The sequence below is a fragment of the Shewanella sp. BF02_Schw genome, from assembly GCF_014596695.2.
Classification (GTDB): Bacteria; Pseudomonadota; Gammaproteobacteria; order Enterobacterales; family Shewanellaceae; genus Shewanella.
Genome location: NZ_JABKAW020000005.1, coordinates 127650 through 143895, shown reverse-complemented (window position 1 = coordinate 143895; position 16246 = coordinate 127650). Strand labels below are relative to the sequence as shown.

General features: G+C 37.8%; 16 protein-coding genes. 15 read left to right on the top strand and 1 reads right to left on the bottom strand.

Features of this window, described 5'->3' with window-relative positions:
- Positions 1 to 17: 17 nt before the first annotated feature.
- Genes HNW13_RS18135 through HNW13_RS18120 form a run of 4 tightly spaced genes read left to right on the top strand, consistent with a single transcriptional unit; the run spans position 18 to position 4851 of the window.
- Complete coding sequence (locus HNW13_RS18135; protein ID WP_192114549.1) at positions 18 to 704, top strand: hypothetical protein; 687 nt, start codon at positions 18 to 20, stop codon at positions 702 to 704.
- Complete coding sequence (locus HNW13_RS18130; protein WP_192114550.1) at positions 685 to 1722, top strand: hypothetical protein; 1038 nt, start codon at positions 685 to 687, stop codon at positions 1720 to 1722. Before HNW13_RS18135 ends, HNW13_RS18130 begins: the two co-directional genes overlap by 20 nt.
- The gene (locus HNW13_RS18125; RefSeq protein WP_192114551.1) at positions 1712 to 1897 is read left to right on the top strand and encodes a hypothetical protein; all 186 of its coding nucleotides are present in this window, start codon (positions 1712 to 1714) and stop codon (positions 1895 to 1897) included. Before HNW13_RS18130 ends, HNW13_RS18125 begins: the two co-directional genes overlap by 11 nt.
- The gene (locus HNW13_RS18120; RefSeq protein ID WP_192114552.1) at positions 1894 to 4851 is read left to right on the top strand and encodes a hypothetical protein; all 2958 of its coding nucleotides are present in this window, start codon (positions 1894 to 1896) and stop codon (positions 4849 to 4851) included. Before HNW13_RS18125 ends, HNW13_RS18120 begins: the two co-directional genes overlap by 4 nt.
- Positions 4852 to 4885: 34 nt before the next feature.
- Here the strand turns inward: HNW13_RS18120 and HNW13_RS18115 are convergent, their stop codons facing one another.
- Positions 4886 to 5794 (bottom strand): hypothetical protein, encoded by a 909-nt coding sequence (locus HNW13_RS18115; RefSeq protein WP_192114553.1) that lies wholly within the window; start codon positions 5792 to 5794, stop codon positions 4886 to 4888.
- A 78-nt stretch (positions 5795 to 5872) separates the two neighbouring features.
- Between HNW13_RS18115 and HNW13_RS18110 the strand changes: the two genes are divergently transcribed.
- From HNW13_RS18110 to HNW13_RS18060, 11 genes are read left to right on the top strand one after another with little or no spacing between them, the layout of a single operon-like run.
- Positions 5873 to 6418, top strand: a complete 546-nt coding sequence (locus HNW13_RS18110) for a hypothetical protein (protein WP_192114554.1) — start codon at positions 5873 to 5875, stop codon at positions 6416 to 6418.
- Positions 6415 to 7305 carry a type IV secretory system conjugative DNA transfer family protein gene (locus tag HNW13_RS18105; RefSeq protein WP_192114555.1) on the top strand — a complete coding sequence of 297 codons (891 nt, stop codon included), beginning with the start codon at positions 6415 to 6417 and terminating at the stop codon, positions 7303 to 7305. The genes HNW13_RS18110 and HNW13_RS18105 overlap by 4 nt, the downstream gene beginning before the upstream one ends.
- On the top strand, positions 7306 to 8469 hold the full coding sequence (locus HNW13_RS18100; RefSeq protein ID WP_192114556.1) for an ATPase, T2SS/T4P/T4SS family: 1164 nt from the start codon (positions 7306 to 7308) through the stop codon (positions 8467 to 8469). It abuts the gene before it with no gap.
- A 2-nt stretch (positions 8470 to 8471) separates the two neighbouring features.
- Complete coding sequence (locus tag HNW13_RS18095) at positions 8472 to 9284, top strand: hypothetical protein (protein ID WP_192114557.1); 813 nt, start codon at positions 8472 to 8474, stop codon at positions 9282 to 9284.
- Positions 9278 to 9853 carry a lytic transglycosylase domain-containing protein gene (locus HNW13_RS18090; protein WP_192114558.1) on the top strand — a complete coding sequence of 192 codons (576 nt, stop codon included), beginning with the start codon at positions 9278 to 9280 and terminating at the stop codon, positions 9851 to 9853. Before HNW13_RS18095 ends, HNW13_RS18090 begins: the two co-directional genes overlap by 7 nt.
- A gap of 48 nt (positions 9854 to 9901) precedes the next feature.
- Positions 9902 to 10816, top strand: a complete 915-nt coding sequence (locus tag HNW13_RS18085; RefSeq protein ID WP_192114559.1) for a hypothetical protein — start codon at positions 9902 to 9904, stop codon at positions 10814 to 10816.
- Between the two features lie 16 nt (positions 10817 to 10832).
- The gene (locus HNW13_RS18080; protein ID WP_192114560.1) at positions 10833 to 11240 is read left to right on the top strand and encodes a hypothetical protein; all 408 of its coding nucleotides are present in this window, start codon (positions 10833 to 10835) and stop codon (positions 11238 to 11240) included.
- Between the two features lie 2 nt (positions 11241 to 11242).
- Positions 11243 to 12796 carry a hypothetical protein gene (locus HNW13_RS18075; RefSeq protein WP_192114561.1) on the top strand — a complete coding sequence of 518 codons (1554 nt, stop codon included), beginning with the start codon at positions 11243 to 11245 and terminating at the stop codon, positions 12794 to 12796.
- Between the two features lies 1 nt (position 12797).
- The gene (locus HNW13_RS18070; RefSeq protein WP_192114562.1) at positions 12798 to 13982 is read left to right on the top strand and encodes a hypothetical protein; all 1185 of its coding nucleotides are present in this window, start codon (positions 12798 to 12800) and stop codon (positions 13980 to 13982) included.
- A gap of 1 nt (position 13983) precedes the next feature.
- Positions 13984 to 14721, top strand: a complete 738-nt coding sequence (locus HNW13_RS18065) for a hypothetical protein (protein WP_192114563.1) — start codon at positions 13984 to 13986, stop codon at positions 14719 to 14721.
- 9 nt (positions 14722 to 14730) lie between these two features.
- On the top strand, positions 14731 to 16245 hold the full coding sequence (locus HNW13_RS18060) for an ATPase, T2SS/T4P/T4SS family (protein ID WP_192114564.1): 1515 nt from the start codon (positions 14731 to 14733) through the stop codon (positions 16243 to 16245).
- The last annotated feature ends 1 nt before the right edge of the window (position 16246 follow it).

The window sequence follows — 16246 nt, the reverse complement described above, 5'->3', positions numbered from 1 at the left end:
TTGGGAAAGGGGGGTTTATGAAGTTATTACGTTCAAAGTTGTCAGTAGCTCGTAACATCCCTTTTGACCGAGGCGATTTACTGCTCGATCATCAACAGATAAGCTTAGCAGCCAAAAGAGATAAGAGTGTGTGTTTGTTTTGTGGCTGGCAAGAGCGTTCTAGCTCAATGCTAAGGTTTGTTTCAGTTAATGGTGACTACGATAACCAAGTTAAATTTAGTAAAATTGCAACAGCCTGTGAGATCTGTTTTCAGGGATCAAGATTAGGCTATTCTGCATACGCATCAGCTGGGCAGATAATGTATTGCCCTGAACTTGAGCAAAAGGACATAAATTCATTAGCAAGGCTATACTTTTCTTTACCAAACAATGATTCAACAACCGAAGAGTATGTAGATCTTTTAAACAGTTTCGTATGTCTAACGACCTATTTTGATACACGATGTAGAGAGACACCCGTTTATTTAAACATCCAAGGGTATAGCCTAGAAAACTTTGCAAATAGCTTGTGTGAAATGGATGACGACCTGTATAACAAAAGATCGGAGTTTTTAAAAAAATTAAGATATTGGCCTAACATCAGTTTTTTACAATCCAAAGCAGGTAACAATTGGGACTATATAGGAAAAATTAATTCACTAGAAAATTGGGAACATATAAAAAATCAGATAGAGAAGTATACAAATGAAAATAATTCTATTTGATGAATCAGATTATAAAAAAGAATTTTGGTTAATCGATTCTGATTCAGTTTTAAGATATGACAGTATTGAGAGTGTTAGCGCTGGTTCATTCCTTACAAATTTATCTGCAGTTAATTCTATCTTGTTTCAATCACAACACCCAAGATTTAACGTGATGTTTGATGATTATTTGGGTAGCAATATCAATAACCTTTACACTGAACTGGTTGGTGGGTTGCTTGATTTGACCGATTTAAGTCAAATTCAAAATCTGTATAAAGTTATTTTAAATACATGTCAAAAGCTCAATTCTAATAGCCAAAAACAACAATCTGGTAATGCACTCACATTTCCTAAACTAAGCTTGACAAAGTATTCAAAAAATTACATTTCCGATGATCTTAGTTCAGGTATCAGTAGAGCTTTAAGATTTAGTAGTGTTGAAATAGCATCAATAATTAATACTCTTGGTAGTTACGCTGGAACCTTTAAAAAAGCCACAGAAAGAGAGGTACCTAATTTAAAGGGTTTCGATGGAGAATTAGCAGATTTTTATACAAATCATAGTCGATTCTATTTCGCCAAAGTTAAAGTGATAAATCCAGACAAGCGTCTGGCCATGTACTTCCAGTTTGGTTTGGATGGTTTAGCTGTCTTGCCAAAAAGTCTGCTAATTCTTTTAAGTGAATTAGATGATTGTGAGATAAAAATACTAGAGCTTTATTTGTATGACCAAGATATGAATTCAAGTGAGCCAGTATTGCTTAACAAAATGGCAATGCACTCTATAGCGGGTTGGTTTAGTAGCGGCCTTATAAATCGAATATTTTGTAATGATGCATTTTCTACTAAAAATACATCATCTGTCTTTTATATGGACACAATAAGACTTCAAACCATATTGCGAGCTGAAATGCTGCATAGTAATGGCATAAAAGTAAATTCAATCGGTCCATTCGAAATAAATTGTTCAATTAATAATGATGAATTAGAACTCCTAGAACTTAGAGCATTTGAAGTAGGATTATATGTCTGCTAAAAATTTAAAAAATCTAAATAGTTTGATCAGGGATGAATTAACTTTAAGAAAACTTAAGGATATTGAGTTTAAGGTTACGGTAGATTTGATGGATAGTGATGGTTCCCCGAACGCTCAAGTAAAGGCGATGGCAATAACAAAAAAAATCAATGAATTAGAGGGCGATGGTATATGATTTTAGATAAATTATTGAAGTTCGTAAGCAATTTAAAAAAAGAGCATGCATTCAATTACATAGACCTTTGTCATAACACTGAAGCCGCAACGTTAGTGACTGACTCCGGTGCATTGGTGACTATATTTAAAATCAAAGGGTTGCAAGCCATCCCTGGTGATCTCGAATGGAGAAATGCAGCTACCAATTTGTTAACCGCATTTCAAACACTCTTTAAGTCAGACGGGCTAACAGTACAATGGGTTTTTGAAAAAGACGATAATCAAACTGTCCGTGAATTAGTTCGTCATACGAAACCATCAATAGCAGCTATGGAATCTATCGGTTTGGATTTAAAAGACATCTATAACGAAAATATTAAAGTAAATCGTGATTTCGTTTGCTTTGAATCTTCACACATAGCTATTTGGACTGACTTTCGACTAATTGAGCCCCAACTTTTAAAAAAACGGCAGATAGAAAATGCGTCTAAGGCAGCAGATATTGACTTGTTTTTAGCAGATGTACCAAATATTTTTATGGCGATAAAAGAATTAATAGTAAAGCATAAAAGTATCGTTGATGAATTTAGTTACAATCTCAGTCGTGCTAAAATTTTAGCTAGCGTGCTAAGTGCTGAAGAAGCATGTCAGATTATAAAGGTTCAGTATGATAAGGAATCATCACCGAACTGGCTTGCTCAACTAATAGGGCAGCTTAGATATATTAAGGCACCCCGTAACGGTGAACCAAATACTGACGGAAGTGAATTGTTTTGGACAAAACTAAATCAACAGATAGCTAGTAAGCCATTTGAGTATAAACATGGCGGTATTGAGATAGGGCAAACTTTATACAAAAGTGGAATGATTGAAACCTTCCCTATAACAGTTAAACCATTTAAAGCCCTTGTCGATGGTATCGACAAAAACTTGCCGTTTAGAATTTCATTTAAAATTATGTCCGGAAAGGGGTTTGATTGGTCGATTAGACAAAGCCTTCTTGCGTTCACATCTTTCCTAAGCTCCGACAATGGTAGGGTTCAAGATGAAATGCAGTATCTAGAAAAGTATCATGAGTCAGATCCAATGGTTCGATTTTCTGTTTCATATACAACATGGTCAAACGAGCAAGAAACGTTGATGTACAATTACTCCCGTTTAGATCAAGCGGTCCAAGGTTGGGGCGTTTCGCAAACAGTAGAAGATAAAAGTGATGAAATGGAATTATACGTTGACACTGTAATAGGTGCTAACTCAAAAACACCATCGTCACAAACGTATGTTCCTATCAGTGAGTGTATTAAGTTTCTACCAATTGATAGAACTGCTTATATTTGGGACAAGGGCTTTTTGTTATTTAGAACTTTGCAAGGTGTGTGTTTTCCTTGGACACCAATAAGTCCGTTACTCAAACCATCGATAGAACTCTATATAGCGCGTTCTCGCCAAGGAAAATCAGTTTTAAGTAACTCTATCCTTGCGGCCCTTGTTTTATCACCAGGCAATAAGAAATTACCGTTAGCGGCAACACTCGATGTGGGACCATCATCAATTGGCATTCACCGGATGATTAGAGACCGGTTACCTGATAGTGAGAAGTACAAAGTTGTTACTTATGCTTTAACTCTTGATGGTGATGATTACATTAACCCATTCGAAAAGAATCCATGCCTAGATTCGTTGTTTACTCATCAGCGCTCTTTTGTGGCAGGTTTTCTTTTATTACTTGCCCAGGATAGTCGAGGGCAAATGCACCAGAACATGGAAGGATATGTTGATGCACTTATTGATGAGGTGTATCACTTTAAGTCAGGTGATGGTGATGGCGCTAATGTTTACAATCCGGGTCTTTTACCTGAAGTTGACTTGTGGATTACAAAAACAGATTACAAACTATTCGAAAATACAAAATGGGTCGAAATTGAAAAAGAGTTAGGAAGTGCCGGCGAGTGGAAGTTAGCGCAAGAATGCTGTGTTTTATCATCACCAATTTTGAATGATTTCGTAACAGTAGCTAATCAGTCAGGATCTTTGCTACGAATGTATGGTGATAGTAATGACCCGGCATCACCGAAAAAGGAATTTGTCTTACGCATGACTGAAACAGCCAAGAAATATCCACTGTTTACTAGTCATTCAACAATTAACTTTAGAGCTGCACGTCTTAGAAGTATTGATTTGCAGAATGTTATTACAAAAGATGAAATTATTGGTCCTCGCCAAAATGGAATTATGTTCATGCTGGCCCTATACCTAGGTAGTGGAGATTTTTTCATGAATCCAGACTGTTTAAAGTCTGTCGATGAAAAATATCTTGCTCACTATAAAGAAGTAGTTAAAGAAATTAGATCGTCTGATTGCAGATTATTCATGGATGAGTTTCACCAATCAAGTGGATTAAAACAAACCATTGTCAATGTGGAACGTTACATGAGAGAAGGGGGGAAATGGGGTATAAACTCAGCTCTTGCATCACAGCAAGCGTCAGATTTCACACCAACAATGGTCGCGCAAGCTACTAGTTATTTCTTCTTGGGTGGTAATTCAATTGAAGCTGTAAAAGCGTTAAAAGACCAATTCAGTTTGTCAGAATCTGATTTCACTGTCTTAACTAATAACACAGTACATGGGCCTAAAGCTGGCGGCAGCTCTCTCTTATATGTATACAAAACTAATGAAGGGCAATTCAGCCAGGTGCTTAAATTCCCCGTCGGGCCTCAAATGCTTTGGGCAAACAGTAGTAACCCTGATGATTTGATCATCAAAGATGAAATATATTCCGTTATCGGATCTCATTTTGGGTTGTCGGTGCTTGGTGAATTGTATTCTGGAGGTACAGCGGAAAGCGAGATTCAAAGAAGACGTTCTGATGATGAGTATGTGAGTAAGGATATCGTTAAAGACATAATCACTGAAATCTTAGAAGTTGCAGGTAAAAGAGGTATTCCATTCATCAGCAAGAAAATTGCTTAATAAAATAAAAAGCCGCTAAGATTAGCGGCTTTTTTTATCCCTCATCAACAAAAAGCTCCTGAAATAACTTCAATGTTTGTTCCGTACTGTCTATATCGATTACGCCTGATTCCCCATGTCTCTTAGCACCATAAGAGTGCCTGGCAGTGGTGTTGTCATTATGACCCATGAGTAGTGCAATCGATGTGGCTGATAAATTTGATTTTTTTAAATTTGCAGCGAATTGATGTCTACCGGAATAAAGATTAATTAGTGGGAGTTCAGGGAATAGTTTCTTACTGGTATGGTAAAGTTTTGCTCTTGTCGTTTGGTAGCAGGCTTCGTAAAGTCCTTCGATTAAAGTAATTTTAATATAGGCTAGGTGGCGCTTAATGCATTCAATATCCGCTTTGTCATAGTTCATCAATGGAATTATACGGTATTCAGGAAGAGTGTAGGTGTCGCCTGTAACAGAGGTAGATGCTTTCACGGTGTTCTTTGCCCTAAGAACTAACCTTCCCTTAGTATCATAGTAAGCACGGGCTGAGCACCACTCCTTTGGCCTTAAGCCTGTAAGTATTGAACATCGAAGCCAGTCACTAATAAATAGTTGTTCAAGTCCGTTTTTCGTCAATTCCTCATCAATAGCTGCAAAATGTTCCCAGCTAATACTTTTGGACTTTTTTTTGGATTTATCTTTATGTTTATATTGGACTTCAGATGCTTGAACGTGAAGGTAATTAACGACGTCTTGCTCTTTAAGGCACAAAATTAAACTACGTAAATAGTTTCTGCCTGAATTTGATGTGACATTTGGAAGAATAGAAACAACAAACCAATCAATGAATGAGTAAATTGATTGGTCATCATTTTTATTCAAGTATCTGTTAATCCAGCGGTTAGCTCTCTCTGAATGGGTATTACACTCATCTGCAAACTTAAAATGTTCATTAATATTTTTCATAGATGTATTCGCATTGCAACAGAGTAAAAATTATATTAAAGTATACGTAATTTATACATGATAAGTAGGTTTTAGGCAATGAGACAATCAAAATTGGCAGTGTTTGCTCTAGCTGTATCAATCCTTAGCGCCGGGTGCGCCACCACAAGCAAGGATGCTAATGAGTACAACACTGTTGATATGTCAGAAATTGATGTGGCACTGCTGCAAAGCGCTAAAGCTATACAGTCTTCAATAAAAATCATGGAAGAAAACAAAAACTTCCTAGCGTCAAAGAGTAAGAGCGAGGAAGAAGTTAATGATTATGCTGAACAGATAAATACTATTCCTAACGGTTTAGATGTCCCGATAAACATGAATGATAGGTTACCTCTTCAGAAAATAGTCGAGCTAATTGGTTACCTAACAAATTATCAAGTGCTTACTGTGAACCCCCCGCAATCCGACATCTCAAAATCAGTTCGAGTTTATGGTCGTCCTGCAATTTATGTTTTAAGGGATCTGGGTATGTCATTAAAAAATGATGCTCACATAGCCGTAATGCCATTTCCTAAGCCAAAGCCGGACGGAATGCTTGGCATTATTACAGTTACATATTCTGATGTACTGGGGGCTGGAAGATGATAAAAAAATGGGTAGCTCTAATATTTCTACTTTCAACGGTTAGTTTTGTCACGGTTGCAGAACAAGCTGGAGATGATAAGTATCCTGAGTTTCTTAAATATTTACTCTCACTAGATTCAGATATGAGCATAGGAGAACAGGACCGCCCAACTGAGTCACTTAGGATCAGGCTAATTAAAAGCAAGGGTCTTAGTTTTGGGCTTCAAGCTGGAAAGTTTTGGGCATCACAGGAAATAATGAAACACCTTATTTCAAAGGATGCGATTTTAAGTAAAAACTATGATGCAAGCCCTTTAGTTGTTCCGTACAAGGGCTTTTTAATTTTGCCACCGGTGATAGATGAACTCGATGGTAAAACAGTTTACAAACACAACGGATCACAGATAAGAACAGCTGAACACCTCTATCAAATTAGGACATCTCCGCGTTTTATCAGCAAAATACCTACATGGAAAGATTATATAAAATTTGTAGTAAGAAACCCCAACATTAAATACGTGAATGTTCTCCCAAGTGCAGACAATGAACATGAGTTAGCAGTTTGGAAGCAGTCGGTTTTGGATGGATGGCTCCAAGGAGTTGAACAATCAAAGCGTATGGCTATATCTCAAATTGCGATGTTAACTGCTGATATGCAAGGACTCGTTAGGTTTCACCTTTTATCAGACAGAAATATGATTGAACAACTTGATGTAAGTGAGCAGTTCAATGAGGTGGTAGCTAATGGGACTGACATGTCAGTAAACGATGTAATAATCAATATAAAAACCAATCCAGAGCTCTTAACCAATCGGTTTGAATGGAAAGCAATTCCACAGCTCCCAGCCATTAAAGGCATTTTCCCTGACGGCGTAATAATGAATACAACTGAATTGGAGATGAAGTAAATGAGTAAAAAACTCGATAGGTCCGTTTACGCCTTGCCCATAGTAAATGTTTATGGACCGGAAGATATTCAAAAAATATTACTCCATTTAGAGTCTGTAGGCGGCTTCTCAGATGTTGTTTTTTTAACTGATAGAGAAATAACGGTAAAAGTTGATGGGATACCATTTCAGATTACTACCAAAAAACTTACGTTAACTGAAGTTGAAGGATTTCTATCATTTATTACAAGAGATAAATCTGCATCGATGTCGGTATATTCAGGTGTTGAGGTTGATGAGGCCGTATCAATTCCTGGTCAGGATAGGGGGCAGTTCTACCGGTACCGGATTAATGCAAGTGCATTCAGTGTTCCGTATCGAGGGCGAGGCATTGCTATCACACTACGCTCTATTAGTAGCGAAACTCCATTACCAAAAGACATTGGTCTTGATGAAAGTATTGCAGAAGCGTTAATGCCCAGACAAGGGCTAGTTCTAATTGGAGGTGAAACTGGAAGTGGTAAAAGCACCACTTTGGCAGCATCAATTAGATTCAGAGCACAAAATGAAGATCCTGACAGTGGCCTATTTATATTAACTTACGAAGCACCTGTTGAGTATGTTCATGATTATAAATGTGTGAACGGCACGTTAATAATACAGGCTTCAGTTGACGAAATCCGAGGTGACACTAAATCATTTGAATCAGGCTTACGGAATGCGTTACGTCGTTCGCCAGAAGTAATTGTTGTTGGTGAAATTAGAGATTTGGTGACAGTAGATATTGCCATTAAAGCCGCTGAGTCTGGTCACTTGTGCTTGGGTACTGTGCATGTCAATAAAGTCAGCGGCGCCTTTACACGCATTGCAGATTACTACCCAAGTGATGTACAAAAGTCAAAAGTCCTTCAGTTAATTTCTTCAGTCAAAGCCATATTAGTACAGTACCTTGCTCAACGTGTAGGTGGTGGGCGAATAGCCGTTCAAGAGTATTTACCGCTTACTACTGAAGTAAGACTGGAAATTATGACTCGCATAAAGGATGAAGGCATGCAGAACGTCAGCGTGATTATCGACGAAGCAGTAGATAAATACGGTTTTAGTATGCTTACTTCAGCTAATCGGTTGTTAGATAGCAATAAAATTAGTCAAATCGAATTTTTAAAAGTTGAATCAGGGATCTAATTATGAGTAACAATGTTTATGAGAATTATGATTTAACTACCGGGAATACAAATAATTGGCGCATGTCTGCAAAATGGCCTAAAGCCGGTAAAGGAGGGGCTTCAGTGTGGGGTGTTCATGCAATTCTTTTGCTAGTTAGCTTGTTTTTTGGTGGCTTCATTCCTTTCTTGTGGGAGTTATTTTACCTCGTCGTCATATTGAATGTTATATGCATATTTAAAAGTATGAATTTATTGCAATTTAAAAGACTTGTACTACAGAAAATGGGTGTAAAAGCGAAAAGGGCTACACCATTTTGGAGGCATGGCAGTAACTTTGGACTTGTTTTATGCGTCCTAGCCTCTTCAGTGATGATGACGCCACCTGTTAACGCATCGTTTGAAATTATTGTCCCTAAAGCAAGCCCACAAGTTGATCCAATGATTGCGACTGGGGAGCCTCTAATCGAAGGTGGTTTCGGGCGTAATGTGAAAATGGTCGATTTATTGTTTCAAATTCTTCCAAAGCCATATGAAGCGGAATTTTACAATTCTGAAATTCAAGATATGAAGGTTAGTTGGTATGCAAAAGGTCGCGTTTATCTAAATGCAGTCTTTGCTGATATAAGCAGACGTCATGGATTGCTTTTTACTTGGAAGCCATCTAGCGGGCTCTTGAATGTAAGTTGGGATACCGGTCAGTGCAGAAAAGTAATCGCGGAACATGATAAACAACGAGCAGTAGATGCAGACACTTACAAAACCAAAGAGCGAGCTAGGCCTGCATTCATTAGGCAGGTAATTAACGATGTTACAGGGGAGGTAATCGTATGTTGATCAGTGCTTTTAGCAAAGTTACTTTAAGCTTCGGCCTCTGTGCAATTTTGTTTTTTTCAGTTCCAGTTAGCGCCAATGCCAATTCAGCTCATCCAGTAAGGGACATGCTTTACAAGCAGACAGCGTTAAAAAAATACGAGAAATTCAAAAACTGCATTTTTTGGCAATCCAAAAACTTTAATGTAAACGAGCTGGTTTTGATGTCTGTTTTGTTGGCAGAACATGGTAATGAAGATTCAAAGATTAAAAACCAAAATAAAACATACGATTATGGATTGATGCAAATAAATGATGCCAGGACGGATGAGCTAGTTGCATTGGGATATGACTTAAATGAAGTACGAACTGATGGGTGTAAAAATATTGAAGCTGCCACACACATTATATCTTTAGAGATAGAACGTGCAGGTGACGTTTGGTTAGGTGTGGGCCGATATCATTACAATGAAAACGGTAAATACCCTAAACATCATTATAAGTACCGGGCAAGGGTTAACAAAAAGCTCGATTCTTTATTAAAAGTGGCAAAAAGATCTCTTCGGCTAATGCACTTATCAAGTGGACAATAAGTTGATTGTGTTGTAGTGTTGCAATCAAGTAATTAGTAAGGATTATTTATGAAAGTCTTGGGTTTAATGTTTGTTGTTCTGGCATTGTTGTCGCCACACGCCAGTGCACAACAAGGAGAGGTCAAAGAGGCAGGTTACAAAATCCCTGTTGGCTTGGCAGTTACTAAAATAGTGCCAGATAACTGGAAGGTTATGTTTACCGATAACACTATGCGGAATTATCAAGTCACATGGAGTAAAGGCGAGCGCTGGACAAATATTTTAGATCAAATTGGTATGCAATATGACCTCGCATTTGTAGCTGATGCTCAAACTAAGGTTTTGTATGTGTCTGACACAAAAGACTTGCTGGTTCGCGGTGTAACTCTAGTCGCATCAGAAGGTGAAGCTAAAAAGATCAACCTTGCAGATGTCGAGTTTGCAGCACTTGATGCCGAATACGAACTTCAGACGGTAGCAAATGATGTTAAACAATCAACAGTAGCCGTTATCAATATAGAGAACGAAATTTATCAGTCAGTATCAAATTTAGAGAGAGAGTCAGAGCGATTAACTGCAAGTCAGTCTAAAAGTGTTGCGCTTGGCAATCCAGTTAACAAATCAATAACTATGGACTTAATGAACCCAAGTGAAGCACAAGAAATTGAACTTTACGTGTCCAGTAATGATGACGAAAGCACTTTGATCGAAGCCGGTGAATTGTTGTCCACAACAAATAATTACTTCACAAATAAATGGAATTACGAGGTCGTCTTTAGCAAAAGGTCGCAACCTCTAGTAGTCACTCTTCCTCACAGTCTAAGGATGCCATCTCTGTCAATGGAAGGTGATGTAAATTCGTTTTCGTCTGCAATAAACAATAAAAAGAATTCGGTTAATCTTTTTTTTAAAGTATTAAAAGGTCACTCCATTGACGGTACTCGCGACGGTCAAATCCAAATAACAATTGCAAACAAGCAGTAATTTTAAGGAGAAATAAATGAAATATATTACCGCAATTATCATATTGCTTGTTTGTGCCAGTGCTGGTGCGAACTCTTTTGTGGAAATTATTGGAGAGGATAGTGATTCATATTTGCAAGTCAAAGAGCAGCCCGTCGTAGTTAGAGAAACGATTTCGGAGTCCATGCCAAGTTTTGATTTAGAACAAGGGTTATTGAAAACCAATATAGAAAGGCTCACTTCGCAATACATGCCTTTATATGAGCTGGTGTGGTCCCTTGATGATCGTTTAGAACAATATAGCAACGTTGCAATAGTGGGCGATTCATATGAAGACCTTTTAGAGCAGATTTCGCGTCAATACATAATTGGTGCCTGTATTAGACCTAATAATGTTGTTGAAATGTATGACATTCAAGCAAACCGATTTTATTGTGAGGATTAACTATGAATATTTTTAATAAAGCTGCGATGGCCATTGCAGTTGCCACCATAATATTAGTTTCAGGCTGTCAGACTAGAAGTTTTAAAGAGTCGGTAGCTAAAACAGATTCGCTTGAAGTTCAAGTTCGCGAGCAAGATAAAGCAAATGAGTACAAGTTTGTAAAGCATTCTGGGAAATGGTATGTGCCTAAAGTAAGGCGCTCAAGAAAAGATACACCTGATTGGTGTTATAGCCCTCAACAGTTAGGCGTGTTTAAAGACGCACCAATCACGTTAATCATGCAAGAGTTAACTAGAAATATCCCAGTTAATGTCGTCTACAGTAATGACGTTGACCCAAACAAAAGGATCACACTAGCTGATAATCGTGATGTTTGTGATGGTTTGGAAAAGGTGCGATTAGCGTCAGGTTATTCATACGAAATTAACGACTCAAAAATCACATGGAAAGCACTAGAAGATAAAGTAGTACAAGTTGCATTCTCACCTGGAGTGAACAAATATTTTCTCGGGAAAGATAAAAATGAATCAGCTAACTCAAGCCAGCAAAATACTGGGGGTGTTACTACGGTTTCAGTTACTAGTGATACGTTAAATAATGCATCAGGTTTTAAGGGGATAGAAGCAGAGTTAGATCCTTGGACTAATTTGGTATCAGTTTTAGCTCAAATGAAATCAGCTAAAGGGTTCATTGGTCCTAACCCAGTTGCTTCCAATATATTGCTTAGAGATACCCCTGAACATGTCAGTGCAATGGAAAAATATATTGTTGGGTTAAACAGAGCAGTAAACCGAGTTTTATCAATTGAGTTTCAAGTTATTGAAGTTACGACGAACGATGGAGATGAAAACGGGTTAAATTTACAAAACATAATTAAGCAATTTGATGGAGGCTCAAAGGCTGTCAGCATTGGGACAAACTTTGCTAGCAATATTTTGACTAGCAACAATTCACCTCTTATAGATATTGCTTTTACTCAACCATCAGAGGGGCAGTCTAAGTCTCTACTAGTTAAGGCGTTGTCGCAACATGGTCGTGTTTCTGTATCCCGCAGTCAACGAGTAATCACGTTAAATAACCAAGTTGTCAGACTTAAAAAAGTTACACATGACACGTATTTAGCCCAATCAAAGAAAGACTCCACTGCAAACGTAGGAGCTACTGATGAGTTGATTCCAGGTCAAGTTCAAAGTGGCCTGGATATGTATGCGTTAGCACGAGAATATGATGGTTATATTCAGTTGCATTTATCAGCGAATATTTCAAATCTACTCAGTATCGGTGAAGTTACCTCTGGTGATGGTAATAGTAAAATTCAAACTCCAAGAGTTGATGAGAGTGAGTTTGATACGATGGCTTATATACCACCCAATAAATCTTTACTCCTAACAGGCCTTGCTACATCAAGAAATGAGTCCTCATATACCGGCACATTGGACGATAAAAGTTGGTTCTCTCCATTGTCTGATCTATTTGGCTATACCAGAGGTGGCAATCAAACCAGAACTGAAACGATCATCCTTGTTAACGCCAGCGTAGTTTACAAGGAGTCATAGAATGGGTATGGCAAAGCAGGTTGTACGCTTTTCTTCACGCGATTATGACCCAAAACAAATTAAATTTTTAAGTAAACAGTGGGGGGAGTTCGTTTACCGATCCCCTTTAGGGATCTGCTTTGCTGATGAGCGATTTTTAGCTACTCAAGAGTATTTGATTAAGAAACATAAAATCAAAAATGGTTACTTAATCATACAAACTGGACAGAATTCATTTGAATTTAACCGTGTTACAGGCTCTTTTATTGATGAGGCACAAACCTATCTGACTGAAAGTGAGTCATTGGAAAATACCCTTAAAGCAAGATTGCCCATTGACCGTACTCTGTTAAAGATTGTTATCAGGTGTGAGAAAAGTCTAGAAGTAAATACTGATGGCTTTGACATCATTCTTGATACCGATGATGAAGAAGTGCCTGAAAAATTCGAATATACACTAGCTTCTATTGCAGAAAAGCAATCTTTCGGAAAAACAAAAGAAATAGTAGTGGTGGCGGTATTTTTAGTTGCCATCGGTGTTTATTTTTTTCCACAGATTTTTGAAGAAGAAGAAGTGGTAGTTCAACAAGATATAGTTAACCCAGATAAAGAGTTTATCAAAACTTTGAATGGTGGTGAGGCTGACGTTAGGCATACATTATTAGCCGCTCATAAATTGATTACCATTCTGGATAAACTACCTCAATGGCATTACACCCAGATTAATTTCACCCGATCTGCTGGCAGCATGATCATAGCAGCTGAAGTTATTCCTAAAGAAGAAGGGGATAAACCTCTAAAAATCATGCTTATCGACGCTATGGGTCGAGATGGTTATTCAATAGATTTACAACAACAAAATCCCGTGATTTTTACTAATGAACAAAACAGGCCAGTATTCAACCAAAGGTATGAAAGCGCCTCGTTAGTAAATATAGATCAGGCTATCGCATATCTTTCTGATTCAGTTGGCACATTGGTTGAAAATGGAAGTTTGCAAGTCGCTTCCACTCAAGTAACACAGGTTAGTAACAAATATAAGCAGAAAGACATTCAGTTAGTTTTAGGTGGAAATTACATACAACATCTAGATTTTCTTTCAATAATTTTTAGTGGATGGCCTGTTGTTCTTCAATCTGGTCGTATCGAAAATCTGGGTAAAGGTAAGTACCGAGCCCAATTTAATTTGGCAATCCTTGGAGAATAAAATGAATTTAGACATTAGAAGCTGGGATATTAAGAAAAAAATTAAAGTTACTTTACTTATAGTTGTTTTTGTTGCTTGTGGTATTTATTTAATGCCACAAGACGAATCGACCATGGAAACTGTTAGTTTCGGGGAGCCAATAAGTCGGTCATATGAAGACAGTCAGGCCGAGGTTGCTGATGGTGAAATAAAATGGGAAACAGAGGGGCAACATACAACAACACATGATTTTGACCTACCTGAAAAAGTGACAGTGCCTAAATTCAATTTCATTGTTGAATTGGCAAAAATTATTGAAAATGTCCAAAACAAACCCGAAGCAATGCTTTACTACAAATATACCCTTTCTGAGCAAATGCTAGAAAAACGGGCGAATTTGCAAGAGTTGTTAGCAAGGGAATCAACTGCAAAGTTGAATGAATTAACGTCCCAAAAAGAAATTAATGCAATTACAAATGGTGTGTCATTGGCATCATCATCACCTGTTGACGACATAACCGCTTCAACAGTGAATAAAGCATTGTTTGAGTACAATTATCAACCTTCAGATTTCTCATTAAAAAATGTTAAAAAAACTGTAGATGGGATTGAAGGCATTATTGAGTATCGCGGTGAGTTTTATGCTGCTCATAAAGGCCGGGAGCTACTAACAATGGTTAGAGTTTTAAATGTGACAGCGGATCGCGTTGAGTTAGCAACACCTAACATTCCTTCCTTCAATGTAGTTTTGAAATTATAAGGTGTTGTCATGTCAGGTGAATATGAAAAAGCATTAGCACTAGATGAGCTTTCCGTTATTACCAAATATGCAGAAGCATGTGAGCAACAATCAGCATCAGGAATAGCAATCGCTGTCTGTAATGATGGTTTAATATTAATTGAAAGTGGTGCAGAAAATGAAAAAATACTTATCAATAGATTTACTAAATTAGCTGAACGTGAGGGGTTTGATAGCATCACGATTAAGGAAGCTGATCGTGCTGATCTCTTAGTATTGATTGGTCGGTCAGTGCAATCGACAATATCAATCGAAATAGACGACGAAACTAGTAATGATGCAAAAGTTACATTGGAGCGTATTTTAACAAAGGCAATTAAGATTAGGGCCAGTGATATTCATATCCGTAAGGCTGGTCATGACTCCTGTGTATATTATCGCGTCGATGGAGTGCTTACAAAGCCAGAGTCATATTCTCAAGACTTGCTCAGCCTGTCTGTTAGTCGCTTGATTAACAGGGATATTAGCAATATTAAAGAGATGAGTGACGATAACAACATCGAAAACGGTACAGTTAACGACTACCCAATTAAAATTGATGGTTTGGTTGTAAAGAAAGAATTAAGACTATCTAAAATTCCAACTATAAATGGAAACAAGACGGTTATCCGTATCAATGATTCAAATGCAAAATCAAAATCCCTAGACGATTTTAATTATGACGAAAAAACTTTGGAATTTCTAAGAGCCGAAGTAGCACAGTCCTATGGTTCCACCATTGTCACAGGGCCAACAGGTTCGGGTAAAACAAATCTTTTAGCAGCGCTGACTTCCGCTATTGACCCATCCAAAGAGCGACGAACTATTGAAGACCCAGTAGAGATAAGAATACCAGGGGTTGACCAGTCAACGGTCATTGAAGGTTCTAAAAATGCAACGTTTGAAAAATTGTTGAAGGCTATGCTACGTCAAGACCCTGACACCTTAACTCTTGGTGAAATGCGCGATGCAGAAGCGGCTAGACAACTTCTGGGTTTTGCGCGAACTGGCCACTATACGTTAAGTACGTTACATGTAAATTGTGCAGCGTTAACTCCAGAGCGGTTAAATGATATGGGTGTTGATTTATCTGAGATGAAGTCAACTCTGTCATCAGTAATTGCTGTCAGATTGGTACCTCTGCTATGTGAAAAATGTAAGTTGACTGTCGATGATGCGATGATAGACACAAAACAAAGAAAGCGGTTGTTAAGCATCACTTCTGATTTAAGCTTAATTCGTTTAATCAATCCAATTGGATGTTCTGCTTGCTCCGGTTTAGGTGTTTACGGACGCCAATCAGTAATTGAATACATCAAAATTGAAGAGTCTGATTTTGAATGGATAGAAAAGAAAAACATTTATGCTTGGATGCGACATTTAAAAGAAAGCCGTGACTGGCAGAGTATGGGGGATAGAACAAGAACTATCGCACTTAACGGCTTAGTTGATCCACTGCATGCTGAAAACTTTGTCAATGGAATATTTGATATGGAAGAGGCGTAGT

Excerpts from the sequence above, each read along its gene's own strand:
- HNW13_RS18075 (WP_192114561.1), top strand. The coding sequence starts at position 11,243 with ATGAATATTTTTAATAAAGCTGCGATGGCCATTGCAGTTGCCACCATA.
- HNW13_RS18110 (WP_192114554.1), top strand. The coding sequence starts at position 5,873 with ATGAGACAATCAAAATTGGCAGTGTTTGCTCTAGCTGTATCAATCCTT.
- HNW13_RS18115 (WP_192114553.1), bottom strand. The coding sequence starts at position 5,794 with ATGAAAAATATTAATGAACATTTTAAGTTTGCAGATGAGTGTAATACC.
- HNW13_RS18135 (WP_192114549.1), top strand. The coding sequence starts at position 18 with ATGAAGTTATTACGTTCAAAGTTGTCAGTAGCTCGTAACATCCCTTTT.
- HNW13_RS18105 (WP_192114555.1), top strand. The coding sequence starts at position 6,415 with ATGATAAAAAAATGGGTAGCTCTAATATTTCTACTTTCAACGGTTAGT.
- HNW13_RS18125 (WP_192114551.1), top strand. The coding sequence starts at position 1,712 with ATGTCTGCTAAAAATTTAAAAAATCTAAATAGTTTGATCAGGGATGAA.
- HNW13_RS18090 (WP_192114558.1), top strand. The coding sequence starts at position 9,278 with ATGTTGATCAGTGCTTTTAGCAAAGTTACTTTAAGCTTCGGCCTCTGT.
- HNW13_RS18130 (WP_192114550.1), top strand. The coding sequence starts at position 685 with ATGAAAATAATTCTATTTGATGAATCAGATTATAAAAAAGAATTTTGG.
- HNW13_RS18085 (WP_192114559.1), top strand. The coding sequence starts at position 9,902 with ATGAAAGTCTTGGGTTTAATGTTTGTTGTTCTGGCATTGTTGTCGCCA.
- HNW13_RS18060 (WP_192114564.1), top strand. The coding sequence starts at position 14,731 with ATGTCAGGTGAATATGAAAAAGCATTAGCACTAGATGAGCTTTCCGTT.
- HNW13_RS18070 (WP_192114562.1), top strand. The coding sequence starts at position 12,798 with ATGGGTATGGCAAAGCAGGTTGTACGCTTTTCTTCACGCGATTATGAC.
- HNW13_RS18120 (WP_192114552.1), top strand. The coding sequence starts at position 1,894 with ATGATTTTAGATAAATTATTGAAGTTCGTAAGCAATTTAAAAAAAGAG.
- HNW13_RS18080 (WP_192114560.1), top strand. The coding sequence starts at position 10,833 with ATGAAATATATTACCGCAATTATCATATTGCTTGTTTGTGCCAGTGCT.
- HNW13_RS18100 (WP_192114556.1), top strand. The coding sequence starts at position 7,306 with ATGAGTAAAAAACTCGATAGGTCCGTTTACGCCTTGCCCATAGTAAAT.
- HNW13_RS18095 (WP_192114557.1), top strand. The coding sequence starts at position 8,472 with ATGAGTAACAATGTTTATGAGAATTATGATTTAACTACCGGGAATACA.
- HNW13_RS18065 (WP_192114563.1), top strand. The coding sequence starts at position 13,984 with ATGAATTTAGACATTAGAAGCTGGGATATTAAGAAAAAAATTAAAGTT.